The 14,838-nt window shown below is 51.0% G+C and carries 13 protein-coding genes and 2 pseudogenes; 7 read left to right on the top strand and 8 right to left on the bottom strand.

From position 1 onward, the window contains the following. Nucleotide 1: 1 nt before the first annotated feature. The 3 genes from HF650_RS08115 to rimO all read left to right on the top strand — a co-directional run bounded on the left by HF650_RS08115 (nt 2) and on the right by rimO (nt 2,349). Nucleotides 2-307, top strand: a complete 306-nt coding sequence (locus tag HF650_RS08115) for a hypothetical protein (protein WP_187801906.1) — start codon at nt 2-4, stop codon at nt 305-307. 84 nt (nt 308-391) lie between these two features. Beyond that, nucleotides 392-868 (top strand): DUF943 family protein, encoded by a 477-nt coding sequence (locus HF650_RS08110; RefSeq protein ID WP_187801905.1) that lies wholly within the window; start codon nt 392-394, stop codon nt 866-868. Nucleotides 869-1,023: 155 nt separating this feature from the next. After that, nucleotides 1,024-2,349, top strand: coding sequence for a 30S ribosomal protein S12 methylthiotransferase RimO (gene rimO, locus HF650_RS08105; RefSeq protein WP_042716724.1), 1,326 nt, complete (start codon nt 1,024-1,026; stop codon nt 2,347-2,349). 251 nt (nt 2,350-2,600) lie between these two features. Here rimO and HF650_RS08100 read toward each other — a convergent pair whose 3' ends face one another. Then, nucleotides 2,601-3,671: a LacI family DNA-binding transcriptional regulator gene (locus tag HF650_RS08100; RefSeq protein ID WP_187801904.1), complete on the bottom strand. Its 1,071-nt coding sequence runs from the start codon at nt 3,669-3,671 to the stop codon at nt 2,601-2,603. 203 nt (nt 3,672-3,874) lie between these two features. Between HF650_RS08100 and HF650_RS08095 the strand changes: the two genes are divergently transcribed. Both HF650_RS08095 and HF650_RS08090 read left to right on the top strand, forming a co-directional pair. Then, on the top strand, nt 3,875-4,060 hold the full coding sequence (locus HF650_RS08095; RefSeq protein WP_187801903.1) for a hypothetical protein: 186 nt from the start codon (nt 3,875-3,877) through the stop codon (nt 4,058-4,060). A 55-nt stretch (nt 4,061-4,115) separates the two neighbouring features. Continuing rightward, nucleotides 4,116-5,381, top strand: a complete 1,266-nt coding sequence (locus HF650_RS08090) for an MFS transporter (RefSeq protein ID WP_187801902.1) — start codon at nt 4,116-4,118, stop codon at nt 5,379-5,381. Nucleotides 5,382-5,606: 225 nt separating this feature from the next. Here the strand turns inward: HF650_RS08090 and HF650_RS08085 are convergent, their stop codons facing one another. Continuing rightward, nucleotides 5,607-5,996 (bottom strand): hypothetical protein, encoded by a 390-nt coding sequence (locus HF650_RS08085; protein WP_187801901.1) that lies wholly within the window; start codon nt 5,994-5,996, stop codon nt 5,607-5,609. A 256-nt stretch (nt 5,997-6,252) separates the two neighbouring features. On the opposite strand from HF650_RS08085, the pseudogene HF650_RS08080 reads away from it, so the two are divergent. Next, nucleotides 6,253-6,369: pseudogene (locus HF650_RS08080) on the top strand (integrase); the annotation flags it as partial. Nucleotides 6,370-6,437: 68 nt separating this feature from the next. Here the strand turns inward: HF650_RS08080 and HF650_RS08075 are convergent. Both HF650_RS08075 and HF650_RS08070 read right to left on the bottom strand, forming a co-directional pair. Next, entirely contained in the window at nt 6,438-6,710 is a 273-nt protein-coding gene (locus HF650_RS08075; protein WP_187801900.1) for a hypothetical protein, read from the bottom strand. Between the two features lie 897 nt (nt 6,711-7,607). Beyond that, entirely contained in the window at nt 7,608-7,781 is a 174-nt protein-coding gene (locus tag HF650_RS08070) for a hypothetical protein (RefSeq protein ID WP_187801899.1), read from the bottom strand. Between the two features lie 1,090 nt (nt 7,782-8,871). Here HF650_RS08070 and HF650_RS25235 point away from each other — a divergent pair. After that, nucleotides 8,872-9,357: pseudogene (locus HF650_RS25235) on the top strand (tyrosine-type recombinase/integrase); the annotation flags it as partial. 122 nt (nt 9,358-9,479) lie between these two features. Here HF650_RS25235 and gsiD read toward each other — a convergent pair. Genes gsiD through gsiA form a run of 4 tightly spaced genes read right to left on the bottom strand, consistent with a single transcriptional unit; the run spans nt 9,480 to nt 14,807 of the window. Continuing rightward, nucleotides 9,480-10,391 (bottom strand): glutathione ABC transporter permease GsiD, encoded by a 912-nt coding sequence (gene gsiD, locus HF650_RS08065; RefSeq protein WP_034813897.1) that lies wholly within the window; start codon nt 10,389-10,391, stop codon nt 9,480-9,482. A gap of 2 nt (nt 10,392-10,393) precedes the next feature. Next, nucleotides 10,394-11,314, bottom strand: coding sequence for a glutathione ABC transporter permease GsiC (gene gsiC / locus HF650_RS08060; RefSeq protein ID WP_187801898.1), 921 nt, complete (start codon nt 11,312-11,314; stop codon nt 10,394-10,396). A gap of 49 nt (nt 11,315-11,363) precedes the next feature. Continuing rightward, nucleotides 11,364-12,902: a glutathione ABC transporter substrate-binding protein GsiB gene (gsiB, locus tag HF650_RS08055; RefSeq protein ID WP_187801897.1), complete on the bottom strand. Its 1,539-nt coding sequence runs from the start codon at nt 12,900-12,902 to the stop codon at nt 11,364-11,366. 33 nt (nt 12,903-12,935) lie between these two features. Next, nucleotides 12,936-14,807: a glutathione ABC transporter ATP-binding protein GsiA gene (gsiA, locus tag HF650_RS08050; protein WP_187801896.1), complete on the bottom strand. Its 1,872-nt coding sequence runs from the start codon at nt 14,805-14,807 to the stop codon at nt 12,936-12,938. Between the last annotated feature and the right edge of the window lie 31 nt (nt 14,808-14,838).

Genomic DNA, 14,838 nt, shown 5'->3' with positions numbered 1-14,838 from the left:
AATGAACCAGAGTGCGGAAGCGATACGGATTCTCGACGCAAATATCAACGTCCCGTATGGCATTTTCAGCATCATTGACGGCAGCGGCTACTTTCCGCCGCTGGCCTTTCTGAATGCATTCTTGTTACAGGGCAGCGATCCCTGCGACCAGGATGGCCGGATGGGCACCTGGCGCCCCTTTGCGCTGACTTCTGAGGAGTATGCCACCGTTAAAAAATGGTGGTTTGAGGCCAATGAAAACGCGGTGGTCGCCGACCTTGGCTGTGCATGCTGGGATGAGTGGGTGCAGGAGATTCTGAATAATTGAATATTTGGATTACTCTTTTTTCAAGGTAGGGTATAAAACATGCCAGGCTACTGAGAACGTAAGCGATCGCTATGGATAATAAATATGCTTGAGCCAAAAAATATCAAATATATATTAACAGCCGGGCTAATTATCATGCTTACGCTTGTTTTTTTTCGCTCTAATACGTTTTCCAGCAATAGCAAAATTATGGCTGTTTTTAATGGTGCAGTATTTATTAAAAACCCACCAGCCACAGCTAAAGATAAACTGGCATGGTGGAGAGAAAATCAAACTGCTCTTAAAGAAAATTATAAGGTTGTCCCGCAGAGCGGATTCTTTAGAGTTCCGGTGATGGATTTTGGCGAGGGTTTCGTTGAATTGCCTCATGCTAATTTCTTAAACGGCGTAAGCGAAGATGATTATATTTGCAGTCAAGAAATAAAAAGCCCCAAACGATGCATAAAGAAAAACACGCTGTTTGCCATTTCGGGAGAGGGTAAAAATAAAATATTCATCGATGTGGGTGATGAAGTGTATATTCAAACACCTGACGGGAAAACTTTCTTACGTAAGAAATAGCGTATGAACATCTGCCCCCCCCTCAAGCAGCCTGAAGCGACACGGATACAAGATCACCATTGGCGTAAACTAGCAGGTACTTCCCTCTATAATTCCGGGCAATAGCCCTGTACAATCCCTCGCCTAAGATCCTATAACTGATTACTTTTTGAACTATGAGCAATGTGAACCTGCAGCCGAAAATCGGCTTTGTCTCTCTTGGCTGCCCAAAAAATCTCGTCGACTCCGAACGCATCCTTACGGAGCTGCGTACCGAAGGTTACGATGTTGTCCCGAGTTACGATGATGCCGATATGGTGATCGTCAATACCTGCGGTTTTATCGACAGCGCCGTGCAGGAGTCGCTGGAAGCGATCGGCGAAGCGCTGAATGAAAACGGCAAAGTGATTGTCACTGGCTGCCTGGGTGCGAAAGAGGATCAGATCCGCGAAGTGCACCCAAAAGTGCTGGAGATCACCGGCCCGCACAGCTATGAGCAGGTTCTCGCCCATGTTCATCACTATGTGCCGAAACCGCAGCACAACCCCTTCTTAAGCCTGGTGCCGGAACAGGGCGTGAAGCTGACGCCGCGCCACTACGCTTATCTGAAAATTTCCGAAGGGTGTAACCACCGCTGCACCTTCTGCATCATTCCGTCGATGCGTGGCGATCTGGTGAGCCGCCCGATTGGCGACGTGCTGTCCGAGGCGAAACGTCTGGTTGATGCCGGCGTTAAAGAGCTGCTGGTAATTTCGCAGGATACCTCTGCGTACGGCGTTGATGTGAAGCACCGCATGGGCTTCCACAACGGCGAGCCGGTGAAAACCAGCATGGTTGGCCTTTGCGAGCAACTGGCAAAACTCGGCGTCTGGACCCGTCTGCACTACGTTTACCCTTACCCGCACGTGGATGATGTGATCCCGCTGATGGCAGAAGGCAAAATTCTGCCCTACCTCGACATCCCGTTGCAGCACGCCAGCCCGCGCATTCTGAAGCTGATGAAGCGCCCTGGCGCGGTCGATCGTCAGCTGGCACGCATCAAGCGCTGGCGCGAGATCTGCCCGGAGCTGACGCTGCGCTCCACCTTTATCGTCGGCTTCCCTGGCGAGACCGAAGAAGATTTCCAGATGCTGCTCGACTTCCTGACCGAAGCGCGCCTCGATCGCGTAGGCTGCTTCAAATACAGCCCGGTTGAGGGTGCCACCGCCAACGAACTCGCGGATCAGGTGCCGGAAGAGGTAAAAGAGGAGCGCTGGAACCGCTTTATGCAGCTGCAGCAGCGCATCTCCGCTGAGCGTTTGCAGGAGAAGATTGGTCGCGAAATCCTGGTGATGATCGACGAAGTGGATGAGGAAGGCGCGATTGGCCGCAGCATGGCCGATGCCCCGGAAATCGACGGCGCGGTCTATCTGAACGGTGAAACCAACGTCAAACCGGGCGATATAGTCCGTGTGAAAGTGGAAAACGCTGACGAGTATGACCTGTGGGGCACACGCGTTTAAGCGATAAAAAAACCCGGCGCCCGCCGGGTTTTTTGTGCTTATTGCCAGCGAATATCTCAATGAACATGTAGGCCGGATAAGCGTTTACACGCCATCCGGCAATGTGCTCGCTGGTATCTGATGTTGCGGCACGTTTGTTGTTCAGGGATATAAAGCCGCGGGTAAGCAACATTGGGCGGCATCACTTTCAGGGAGTGCCTGTGGACGTTGATTAATAAGATGGGTCGCTCCACGGACAGAATCTGTAGATCTTACAGCTTTTTCACCAGTGTTTTTAATTGCGTAATTAGCTGCGCGTTATCATCCCCGGTGTGACCGGCTACGGGCCAGGTTGACTGACGAATAACCAGTCGTGTAGGCAGCAGTTCACGGATCCTTATTTGCGGGTCGGCCATGAGCTGGATAAGCAACTCTACGGCCCGCTTACCCAGTTTGTTGAAATCCTGCGCCACGGTCGTCAACGGCGGCTGGAAGTAAAGGCTATCTGCTGTATCGTCATAACCCGTGACGGAGACTGCCTGGCTCCCGTTGCGATTGAGCTGCGCCAGAGCACTCAACACGCCGAGTGCCATCTGATCGTTCGCCACAACGATGGCACTTATCTTCGGGTACTGATGTAACAGTTTGAAAGCATTGTGCCAGCCGCTGGCCGCACTCCAGTCGCCAAAAACCGTCACTGCATTACTGACCCCAAGTCGATGCAACGTCTCACGCCAGCTGCTCAGGCGCATGCGCGCTGAAACAGAACTTTCAGGTCCGGCAAGCAGACCGAAATCCCGGTGCCCCAGTTCCCAGAGATGATGAATGCAAGCGCTACAACCATCAAGATGGTCAAAGCGCACGCAGCAGACATCGGTCTCTGGCGAAATATCCAAAAACAGACAGCAGATATCCGGATTCTCACTTACCAGCTTTTCGGCAATACTGCCCTCCAGCGGCAGATTAATAATTGCACCACGAATATTCTGTGCGCGAAACTCATTTAGCCGTGCCTGAAGTGAGGTGTAATCGACGATCGCAGGCATCGCAATAGCGACCTCAAGCTGGTGTGCGCTGGCGTGACTTTTTATAGCCGCGGCAATTTGTGAGGGTGCATGCAGGGTCAACGACGCGGTAATCAAACCAATCGACGGCGCAGACTTCCCCGCCAGCAATTGTGCCGAACGGTTAGGCACATACAGCAACGCCTGCATCGCGCTGATAACCTTGTCGCGGGTGCGTTCAGACACAACCCCAGGTTTATTCAGTACACGCGAAACCGTCTGTTGCGACACCCCGGCCTTGCGAGCCACATCTTCTAACGTTGCCGTACGGCGCTGCATAAATCACTCCTTTACACGTCCGCAACAATGTCGTCCGCTAACATTTTATGTCTCAAACACGACAAAATTACATCATTTCCGTGGTATTTCGTGATCGTGTATGAGTTTCACTTTCGCAAGTATTGTGGCTTTAAGCAAAATATCTGATAACTCACTCATCTTGTCTAGCGAACGACATTGTCATTTATCAGGCGAATATACCTATGCAATATCACGATCCCCGGACGTCGCCGGGCCACCTGTTTAATGACGTGCTGGCGCGAGAGGCCTGGCAACGCCCGACAGGCTGCTACGCATTGACGTTAAGCCTGGAGGAAAACGGGCAGGCTGGTGACCAGACGCAGATTATCTTCGATGGCGATAACACCCTGAACGGGGTGAAATCGTGAAACCACCAAAAAGCGGCTTTACTAATGACGCGTATCACAGGATGGAATATAGACAATGAAACTCTCTGAACTCGCGCCAAGAGAACGGCATAACTTCATCTACTTTATGCTCTTCTTTTTCTTCTACTACTTCATTATGTCGGCCTACTTTCCCTTTTTCCCGGTCTGGCTGGCGGAAGTTAATCATTTAACCAAAACAGAAACGGGGATCGTTTTCTCCTCAATCTCGCTGTTCGCGATTATATTTCAGCCAGTATTTGGCCTGATATCTGACAAACTGGGGTTACGCAAACATCTGCTGTGGACCATTACGATCTTGCTGATCTTGTTTGCGCCCTTCTTTATTTTTGTGCTGTCTCCGTTATTGCAGTTGAATATTTTCGCCGGTGCGCTAGCGGGCGGTATTTATCTGGGGGTGGTCTTCTCCAGCGGTTCCGGGGCGGTAGAGGCCTATATTGAACGCGTCAGCCGCGCGAACCGTTTTGAATATGGGAAAGTGCGCGTTTCCGGTTGTATTGGCTGGGCACTGTGCGCGTCTATCACCGGTATACTGTTTGGCATTGATCCCAATATCACCTTCTGGATTGCCTCAGGTTTTGCACTGGTGCTGGGAGTGCTGCTGTGGATGTCACGTCCGGAAGGGAGCAACAGTGAACTGGTAATCGACGCGCTGGGAGCCAACCGTCAGGCCTTCTCGATGCGCACCGCTGCGGAACTATTACGCATGCCACGCTTCTGGGGGTTTATTGTCTATGTAGTTGGCGTCGCCAGCGTATATGACGTATTTGATCAACAGTTTGCCAACTTTTTTAAAGGCTTTTTCTCCAGTCCGCAACACGGAACAGAAGTATTCGGTTTCGTCACCACCGGAGGGGAATTACTTAACGCAACGATTATGTTCTTTGCCCCTGCCATCGTGAACCGGATTGGCGCGAAAAACGCGCTGATCACCGCCGGTATTATTATGTCAGCGCGTATTCTGGGTTCTTCTTTTGCCTCTTCAGCTATCGAAGTGGTGATCTTAAAAATGCTGCATATGTTTGAACTCCCGTTCTTGCTGGTGGGCACCTTCAAATACATATCATCCGCCTTTAATCCGAAACTGTCGGCAACGCTGTTCCTGATTGGTTTTAACTTATCGAAACAGCTTTCAGGTGTTGTACTCTCCGCATGGGTCGGAAGGATGTATGACACCGTTGGCTTCCACCAGGCTTATCTCATTCTGGGCAGCATTACGCTGAGCTTTACCATCGTCTCACTCTTTACCCTGAAAGGGAGTAGAACACTGCTCCAGACTACCGAATATAACAGCGCAGCCTAATAATAAGAGCCCGCTCTACAAAGCGGGCTTAATAGTTTATAGCCTTTGATGTAATGACCGAATAACAGATTGGCGCCAGGAGCGGATGTCACAAACGCCAGATTAGTCAGGACTGATTTCTAGACGTATATGACCCGCCTGAATGGGATACTTACATCTTCATTGAAGGGAGTGCTATAACCGAATCATTAAATTGGGAGTATTGCCATCAATTGCATCGGATTGTTATGAGTGAACACTAAAATCGTTTTGCCCTGCTATTTCCCACGCTGAAGCAAACTCGGTTGCCGTTGGTGGAATAATATCAAACCAGTCAAAATTAAAGACTTTTTCTCTCTGTTTATGTAAATCACCTGTCGTATCAAACCCATCGCCAGGTAATCCAGTCTCAGAATTTACAACCAATACACTTAATGGTGGTAACTTGTTTTGAGCACAAAAATGTAGAATATGACCTAGTTGACGATCCATTGTACCTGCGCCTTTATAACCAAGAATATCAGCAATCTCTCTATATGTAGTTATCTTACGCTCATAAGAGAATCCGATAAGAATTTGCCATATTTGTAATGCTCTATTCTCAAGGGTATTTTTTTCAGAAAAATATTGGACCATAGATTCCTCTTCGGAGTTACGATACACGTAACAGGCATATTAAATAAACGTAATGGTTTTGTGTGTCCTGCAACTAAAGGGAGAGCACACTGCTTGCGATACTTCTTCCTTCAATAGAATATCATGATCAAAGTTGTCCGCCATTCCCCAATTTTCAGTAGTGCAGCGTTATAGAGTGGAAATATCTGCCAAAGAGAGTAATTCGCTCATAAGGCACAACCATACTCAAATTTCCCACATTGCAGGAGATTTGAGTATGAACACGTCGCCATGGAACAAAGGCCGTATCGTCGGTCAAAAAAGATCACTTCAGATATCTTATATCTGGGGGATTCGCATCCTGCTTGAACTGGAAAGTAAAACGCGGGATTTAACCCCGCTTTCCATGTGGAGATGGCAGAAACGCGCTGAGACGTTTTCTGAGGGGCGTGCAACCAGATGTTATGGTAAATCGGGCGGGTATTCCTCTCCGATACTGTGCAGAAAGCGGTGGCCGGATTCTGATACGCGATAGTAGTTCATTCCTGATGGGCTTCCGCCTGGTACTATATCGACCAGACCTGCTTTAGACAGATTATCGACAAGCCTTACGACGTTACCAATGCCATTCATTTTTCTGACACTCATTGCCCTATCAAGATTGTACCAGGTCCAGTTAACGTCATTTCTGGAGGCCAGAAGTTTCAAAATATTCAGTTCTGTATGATTTACCATAATGGTGCGTCCGGGTAATAGAGCTCTTGTCTGCTGGAGACCTACAGTCGCTTAGCTCTTTGTGATCAGATATAGGTATATAAATGATTATGCGTTTTTAGTTAAGTGTGTTTATTATGATGGTAGAATAATATAGTATGTTATTCTAGTTTTTTTCCATAATGGATTAACTTGTATGAATTTTAATTTAAAAAAAAACAGCCTATTTCTTTATGATGGTGCTTTCTGTTATTATTTTTTTGTTCTTGATGTTCGCTATCTATTCGTTCGGAGAAACTCTTTTGTATATTAAATCAACTGGAGGACTATCTGCACTAAATTACCCAGAGGTCACAGGGCATCTTGTTATTATGTTCTTTGGGTTGGGTTGCTTTTATTTTTGTCTTAAAGCCACACAAAAACTAAAAAAACACTGATTATCCTTCGCCTAATTCACTAGACAACCTCATTAAAATCTCGTCCCATATGGCGAGATTTTTTCTTTTTATTATAAGGGCATCCAATAATGTCCCTGCATAGGCTTCAACAAGAAAGTAGAATATATCCAGCTCGCCGGCCACTCTAAGCGCGCTATATACCTCGCAGTTATCCCCTCTAAATCTTTCCGATGTATAAATTACTCAAAGCGTAGAGCCGCCGATTGAATATATTGTAGTTATTATTACCTCGGTAATTATTTTTTCTATAAACTTTTGAGAAAAATTAGATGTTAGATCGTTTATTGCCGCTGCATTTATGAATGTTTTTACGGTAACTGTTACCTATATATCACTGGCATAATTAAGATTATTATTTTGTATTTCGTGTACACACCTTTTTTTTACAATGTTTATTATTGCTGCTGAGATCTTAATCGCGCAACCCTCTTTTCAATTGATAGAGGAGTCTGTATGCATCTTATTTATTTCTAATACGACTCTCTGTGCCAATAAACCTAATGGTTATGGTATCAATGTCATTTACAAAACCTAAAACAACATCTCCAAATTTTGCATAACGTATGTAAAATGATTTTTTTCTTTTTTGTAATATCACAAGCGTTCTATTTGCAAGCTTGTCTGATTCTGTCATGGTATATTTCATTATATTTAAGTTGTTTTTTTGCTTAATCATTTTATCAGATTAATTACTAAGTAAAGGTTTTTGTTTGTCGTATTAAATTACTTGTGTTTTAAGCTTTTAATTTATATTGGAGTTTTGTCAATGGGGGGCAGGCTATTGGGCTTCGATTGCCTTTCTATTTCTTTCAGAACATAAAGGTTGAGGTGATGGTCTGTAGGGAGAGGCGATTGTGAGGTAGTTCAATCAACGGGATATAGAAGTCTGCTTAAATTAAAGGATCTTCTTGAGATCCTTTTTTCTGCGCGTAATCTTTTGCCCTGTAAAAAACCCCCTGCCAACAGTGGTTCGTGTGCCGGAATTAAGAGCCAGCAACTCTTTGTTCCGATGGTAAATGGCGCTAATTTCAATACCCTGTAGACACCCTCGACTCCGTGAAGCCAGTTACCAATGGCTACCTTCACTGGCGATATTCCGTGTCTGTTCCGGGTTGGACTCAAGTGATACTTACCGGGACGATGTGGTAGTCTTGCTGAATGGGAGGCTTGCATACAGCCCGGACTGGAGCGAACTGTCTAAACGGAACGGTGCGTGGGGATTCAGGGAAAGCTTCCACCACAACACGGACGCCGCATGACGGGAACAGGAGAGCGCAAGAGGGAGCCATCAGGGGGGCACGCCTGGTTGCTTTATACTCCATCAGGTTGCACTGCAACTGATTGAGCATCGTTTTTTCTTGGTTATTTTATATCTTCTTAAAAAAAGGAAGGTGGGATGAAATTATTAAAGGGAGCTTTTCTAAAGGAATTTTTTTCTGGTATTTTTGTTAACATCGTTATCGTCTTATTATTTATTTTTTTCTATTTTTTTTTATTCCAGATTATTGGTTCCTGTGTAGCTTATTGACTTTAATAATATACGGTTGCGTTGATGTTTTTCTTTATCAGAAAAAGAAAAGAAAGAAATGAAAGATAGAGGGGGATCTTTTTAGTCAGGGTGACAGGGAGCAGGGCTTAAGTTATAGGATTCCTTTAGACTATCTCGTGCTACGAGTCATCTTGTGCCTGGAAACGAAAAAACTACCCTGGCAGGTGGTTTTTTTCGAAGTTTAGCTCTGTTTAATATAGCTCTGGGCAGTAAACTACGCGGCTGTGATCTGGTTAAGCTAAAAGTTTCTGATGTAGGCTATGGGCACTCTGTTTCGGGCAGAGCGACAGTGCTGTAGCAAAAACGGGAAATCTCATTCAGTTTGAACTGACTAAGGGAACCCGTAAGGCTTTAGCAGCATGGATCAAAATGGCTCATCTAGTAGTAGCGACTGTCTGTTCCAGTCCCGCGTCGGTTCTTCACAACATATCTCAATCAGGCAATATAACCGTATTTCTCATGAATGGATTAATACGTTGATTCTCGACGAGACTCTGTACAGTACGCATTCTATGCGAGGAACCAAGCCATATCTGATCAATAAAAAACGAAGCATCTTCGAGTTATCCAGCTACTGTTAGGTCACAAAAAACTCGAAAGTACAGTCCGTTATCTCGGTATTGTGGCCTGCTCCCGGCTGTGTATTACATACCACTATTAGTCCTACATCCCTGCGGTTATAACAAATGCGAACTTCCGCTCCTCGCTCGGAGCGGACCTCAGTTAAATCTCTCTTCTCGATGAGTTGTGGCTCGCGTTAGTTTTATTAACTGCGCCCCCTGCTCACCCCTTAATTTTCGGATCCAGCGCATCGCGCAGCCCGTCTCCCAGCAGGTTAAACGCCAGCACCGTGACGAAAATCGCCAGCGACGGGAAGAGCGCCACATGCGGGGCGATCACCATATCCGCGCGGGCTTCGTTGAGCATCGCGCCCCATTCAGGCGTCGGTGGCTGCGCGCCGAGGCCGAGAAACGAGAGGCTGGCCGCCGAAATAATCGAGGTGCCAATGCGCATGGTGAAATAGACCACGATGGAGGAGACTGTGCCCGGCAGAATATGGTGGAAGAGGATCACCGCGTCGCTGGCACCAATGCTGCGTGCTGACTCGATAAAGGTTTGCTGTTTCAGCACCAGCGTATTGCCGCGCACCAGTCGGGCAAACGCAGGGACGGAAAAGACCGCCACGGCAATAATCACATTCGCCATACCGCTGCCCATTACCGCCACCACGGCAATCGCCAGCAGAATGCCGGGAAAAGCGAACAGTACATCGCAGATGCGCATAATGATGCGATCCCACCACCCTTCGTAGTAGCCCGCCAGCAGCCCCAGCACCGTGCCGATCGCCGCGCCAATCAGCACCGCGAAGACACCCGCTGCCAGCGAGATCTGCGCGCCCACCAGCACGCGGCTAAAGATATCGCGCCCGAGCGAATCGACGCCGAACCAGTGCACCAACGATGGCCCCTCGTTCAGCCGGTCATAATCAAAGTAGTTCTCCGCATCAAAGGGGGCGATCCACGGCGCAATCACCGCCAGCAGGATCAGCAGCAGGACAAACAGCCCGGCGGTCATGGCCACGGGCTGACGGCAGAAGCGCCGCCAGAACTCATGCCACGGAGTGCGCACATGACCCGGTTTTACCGTGGGCATGGCATTTAAAATCGCCTGTCGACGCCAGTTTAACAATCGCATCCTTACTTATACCTGATAGCGGGATTAAGGGCGGCGTAGAGAACATCCACCACTAAATTGATAAGAATAAACTCCAGCGAGAAGAGCAGCACTTCCGCCTGAATCACCGGGTAGTCGCGCATCTCCACCGAGTCGACCAGCAAACGCCCGAGCCCCGGCCAGTTGAAGACCTTCTCCACCACAATCGACCCGCCGAGCAGGAAGCCAAACTGCAGCCCCATCATCGTCACCACCGGGATCATGGCATTGCGCAGGCCGTGCTTGAGGATCACCCACTTTTCGCTGACGCCCTTTGCCCGCGCGGTGCGCATATAGTCCTCATTGAGCACTTCAACGAAGGAGGCGCGGGTGAAGCGCGCCATAACGGCAGCCACCGCTGCGCCAAGAGTGAGCGACGGCAAAATGTAGTGCCGCCAGCTATCCGCGCCAACGGTCGGCAGCCAGCCCAGCTCAACGGAGAAGACCTGCATCAGCAGCATCCCCAGCGCAAAGGCCGGGAACGAAAGGCCTGTGACTGCTATCGCCATTCCCAGATGATCGGGCCAGCGGTTGCGCCACACGGCGGCGGCGATACCCGCGCCCAGGCCAAAAAACATCGCCCACAACATGCTAGAGAGGGTGAGCAAGAAGGTCGGCATAAAGCGGCTGGCAATCTCATCCACAACCGGGCGGCGGGAGGCCATTGAAACGCCGAAATCCCCCTGCAGCACATTGGTAACATAGTGCCAGAACTGCACCCACAGCGGCTGATCCAGCCCGAGCTGTCGACGCACCAGTTCAATCACCTCGGCGTCCGCTTCCGGCCCGGCAATCAGGCGCGCCGGATCGCCCGGCAGCAGGTGGACAAATAGAAACACCAGCACGGCCACAATCAGCAGCGTCGGAATCAGGCCCAGCAAGCGTTTAATAATATAATTCAGCATCTCATTTTCCCTCACTCCGCCCCCAGTTCAGCAAGGCGGCGTGAGTTATCTATTGCAAATCGGCGTTATCAAAACTAAAGCCGGTATCCGGCATGATGTAAAAACCGGTCAGCTTTTTGTTATGCGCGGAAACCAGCTTCTCAACCACCAGCGGCACCCACGGCGACTCTTTCCAGAGGATATCCTGCGCCTCTTTATAGAGCCGCGCTTTTTCATCTGTGCTGGTGGTTTTCAGCGCGTCGGCCAGATCTTTATCCACTTGCGGATTACTGTAGAAAGCGGTGTTGAACTGGGTTGGCGGCCAGTTCCATGAGGCAAACAGCGGCGAGAGCGCCCAGTCGGCTTCGCCGGTGGAGGAGGTCCAGCCGGTATAGAACATACGCACTCCGCTCTGCTTCTGCCCTTTCGCTTCGACTTCCGCTGCGCGCTGCCCGGCATCCATCGCCGTCACCTGCACTTTGATCCCCACCTGCGCCAGCTGCTGCTGGGTAAATTGCAGCACCTTCTGCGCGGTGCTGTGATTATGGGAAGACCAGAGCGTGGTGGTGAAGCCCTGCGGATAGCCCGCCTCTTTCAGCAGCTCGCGCGCTTTAGCCGGATCGTAGGGCCAGGGTTGATAGCTCTGCGAATAAGCGATGGTCGGTGGCAGCACGCCGGTCGCCGGCGTGGCAAAACCGGCAAACGCCACTTTCACCAGCGCCTGGCGGTTAATGGCATAGTTGATTGCCTCGCGCACTTTCGGGTTGTCGAAGGGCTTTTGCGTCACGTTCATGCTGATGTAGCGCTGCATTATCGACGGGCTGGCAACCAGCTCCAGCTTACTGTTGCGTTTAAGTACCGCCGCCTGCTCATAGGGGATCGGGAACGCAAACTGCGCCTCGCCGGTCTGCAACATCGCCGCGCGGGTGTTGTTATCTACCACCGGGCGCCAGGTGATGGAGTCCAGCTTCGGCAGGCCCTGCTGCCAGTAACCGGCAAACTTTTTCACCTTCACAAAATCGGTCTGGTTCCATGCTTCCAGCGTATAGGGGCCGGTGCCGACCGGATGAAAACCGATCTCTTTGCCATATTTTTTCAGCGCCGCAGGCGAAATCATCGCCGACGCCGGGTGGGCCAGAATATTGATAAACGCCGAGAAGGGCTGCTTAAGGGTGATCTTCACCGTGCTCTCATCGACGGCCTCGGTGCTGGCGATATTTTTATAAAGGTTGTAACGCTTAAGGCTGTTGGCCGGGTTGCTGGCGCGGTCGAGGTTCGCTTTCACCGCTTCGGCGTTAAAATCGGTCCCGTCCTGGAACTTCACCCCTTTGCGCAGCTTGATGGTGTAGATCAGCCCGTCGTCAGAGACGGCGTAACTCTCTGCCAGCACATTGACCAGCTTCATCTCTTTATCGAGGCCAAACAGCCCCTGATAGAAGGATTTTGCCACCGCCTGCGAGAGCGTATCGTTGGCGTCATAGGGATCAAGGGTGGTGAAGTTGGAACCGACCGCTACCACCACATCTTTCGCGGCAAACGCCGGGAGGGCGCTCAGCGCGGCAACCACGCCTGCAACGGCCCGCCAGTGTCGGGAAATGATCTCTGTCATGCTGCTCTCCTGAAAAACCCTGTCTGTCATCAATTAAAAACGCGACTGCGTGCTGCCGGGCGTCGTTCTGGCGACGAAGTGACCCGGCCCCACATTTTGCAGCTGTACGCGCTGCATGGTTTCCCTGCGTTTACGAATATTGCTCGGCATATCATCGGATAAGAGCACCCGCTGCGGCGGCTGGTGGGCAGGATCGGCCACCGGCACCGCCGACATCAGCTTGCGGGTATAGGGGTGCTGCGGGTTCTCAAACACCGCGCGGCGCGGGCCGATCTCAACAATCTGCCCGAGATACATCACCGCCACACGGTGGCTGATCCGCTCCACGACCGCCATATCATGGGAGATAAAGAGAAATGCGATCCCCAACTCGCGCTGCAGATCGAGCAGCAAATTGATGATCTGCGCGCGAATCGAGACATCCAGCGCCGAGACGGACTCATCGGCGACCACTACGCGCGGGTTCAACGCCAGCGCGCGGGCAATGCAAATACGCTGCCGCTGGCCGCCGGAAAACTCGTGCGGATAGCGCCAGGCGTGCTCCGGCTTCAGTCCGACGCGCTCCAGCAGCCACTCCACACGCTGATGTGCTTCCGCTTCGCCGAGAAGATTGTGCACGCGCAGCGGCTCAATAATCGAATCCCCCACCGTCTGGCGCGGATCGAGCGAAGCATACGGGTCCTGAAAAATAAACTGAATATCGCGGCGCACCAGCTTCATCTTATGATCCGGCAGGGTATCAATGCGCTCGCCGTTAAAGGTGATCGAGCCACCCTGGCTCTCCACCAGCCGCAGCAGCGCGCGCCCGGTAGTCGATTTTCCGCTGCCTGATTCACCGACAATCGCCAGCGTTTCGCCAGGCCAGAGATCGAAGCTGATGCCCTCTACCGCATGCACCTCTTTGGTGATGCGGTTTAGCAAGCCGCCGCGCAGGGGGAAGCGCGCCACCAGGTCGCGAACCTGCAAAATCGGCTCGCCGGGCACCACGGTGTTCTGCTCCGTTTCCGGCTCCTGCACCTGCGGGTTTTTCGCCGAGATGAGCGGGAAGCGGCGCGGCAGATCGCTGCCGTTCATCGCGCCAAGCTTCGGCACTGCCGCCAGCAGCGCTTTGGTATAGGGGTGCTGCGGGTCGCGGAAGACGCACTCGACGCTGCCGCTCTCCACCGCTTCGCCCTGGTTCATCACCAGCACGCGATCGGCAATATCTGCCACCACACCCATATCGTGGGTAATAAAGATCACACCCATCGACATCTCTTTTTGCAGCACGGCGATAAGCTGCAAAATCTGCGCCTGAATGGTGACATCCAGCGCGGTGGTCGGCTCATCGGCAATCAGCACCGCCGGGCGACAGGAGAGCGCCATGGCGATCATTACCCGCTGGCGCATGCCGCCGGAGAGCTGATGGGGAAAACTGGAGAGAATGGATTGCGCTTCGGGAATGCGCACCAGGTCGAGCATACGCCGCGCTTCGCGCATCGCCTGCTCGCGGCCCAGTTTCTGATGGAGGCGAATCGACTCGGCAATCTGCTCCCCAACCGGGAAAACCGGGTTGAGCGAGGTCATCGGCTCCTGGAAAATCATCGCGATATCCGCCCCGCGCACGCTGCGCATCTGCGAGGAGGAGAGCGTGTTGATATCGACCTTCTGGCGGTTACGCCGCGTCAGGCAGATATGATCGCAATTCACTTCGCCGCCCGCCTGCTCAATCAACTTAAGCAGCGAGAGCGCAGTAACCGACTTCCCGGAGCCAGATTCGCCGACAATCGCCAGCGTTTCGCCCCGTTTCAGATTAAAAGAGAGGTTACGTACCACCGGGGTAAGCTGCTTCTCATGGCTAAATGCGATATTCAGATTGCTGACGTCAAGAACCACGTCCGCCTCTGGTTCAAAGCCTTGCGACACCCCACACTCCTTCTCTACGATAGCTGTGCCT

Source organism: Kosakonia sp. SMBL-WEM22, from assembly GCF_014490785.1.
Taxonomy (GTDB): domain Bacteria; phylum Pseudomonadota; class Gammaproteobacteria; order Enterobacterales; family Enterobacteriaceae; genus Kosakonia.
This window is presented reverse-complemented; position numbering and strand designations above follow the sequence as displayed.

Excerpts from the sequence above, each read along its gene's own strand:
- gsiD (WP_034813897.1), bottom strand. The coding sequence starts at position 10,391 with ATGCGATTGTTAAACTGGCGTCGACAGGCGATTTTAAATGCCATGCCC.
- HF650_RS08070 (WP_187801899.1), bottom strand. The coding sequence starts at position 7,781 with ATGACAGAATCAGACAAGCTTGCAAATAGAACGCTTGTGATATTACAA.
- HF650_RS08110 (WP_187801905.1), top strand. The coding sequence starts at position 392 with ATGCTTGAGCCAAAAAATATCAAATATATATTAACAGCCGGGCTAATT.
- rimO (WP_042716724.1), top strand. The coding sequence starts at position 1,024 with ATGAGCAATGTGAACCTGCAGCCGAAAATCGGCTTTGTCTCTCTTGGC.
- HF650_RS08095 (WP_187801903.1), top strand. The coding sequence starts at position 3,875 with ATGCAATATCACGATCCCCGGACGTCGCCGGGCCACCTGTTTAATGAC.
- HF650_RS08090 (WP_187801902.1), top strand. The coding sequence starts at position 4,116 with ATGAAACTCTCTGAACTCGCGCCAAGAGAACGGCATAACTTCATCTAC.
- HF650_RS08100 (WP_187801904.1), bottom strand. The coding sequence starts at position 3,671 with ATGCAGCGCCGTACGGCAACGTTAGAAGATGTGGCTCGCAAGGCCGGG.
- gsiC (WP_187801898.1), bottom strand. The coding sequence starts at position 11,314 with ATGCTGAATTATATTATTAAACGCTTGCTGGGCCTGATTCCGACGCTG.
- HF650_RS08085 (WP_187801901.1), bottom strand. The coding sequence starts at position 5,996 with ATGGTCCAATATTTTTCTGAAAAAAATACCCTTGAGAATAGAGCATTA.
- HF650_RS08115 (WP_187801906.1), top strand. The coding sequence starts at position 2 with ATGAACCAGAGTGCGGAAGCGATACGGATTCTCGACGCAAATATCAAC.
- gsiB (WP_187801897.1), bottom strand. The coding sequence starts at position 12,902 with ATGACAGAGATCATTTCCCGACACTGGCGGGCCGTTGCAGGCGTGGTT.
- HF650_RS08075 (WP_187801900.1), bottom strand. The coding sequence starts at position 6,710 with ATGGTAAATCATACAGAACTGAATATTTTGAAACTTCTGGCCTCCAGA.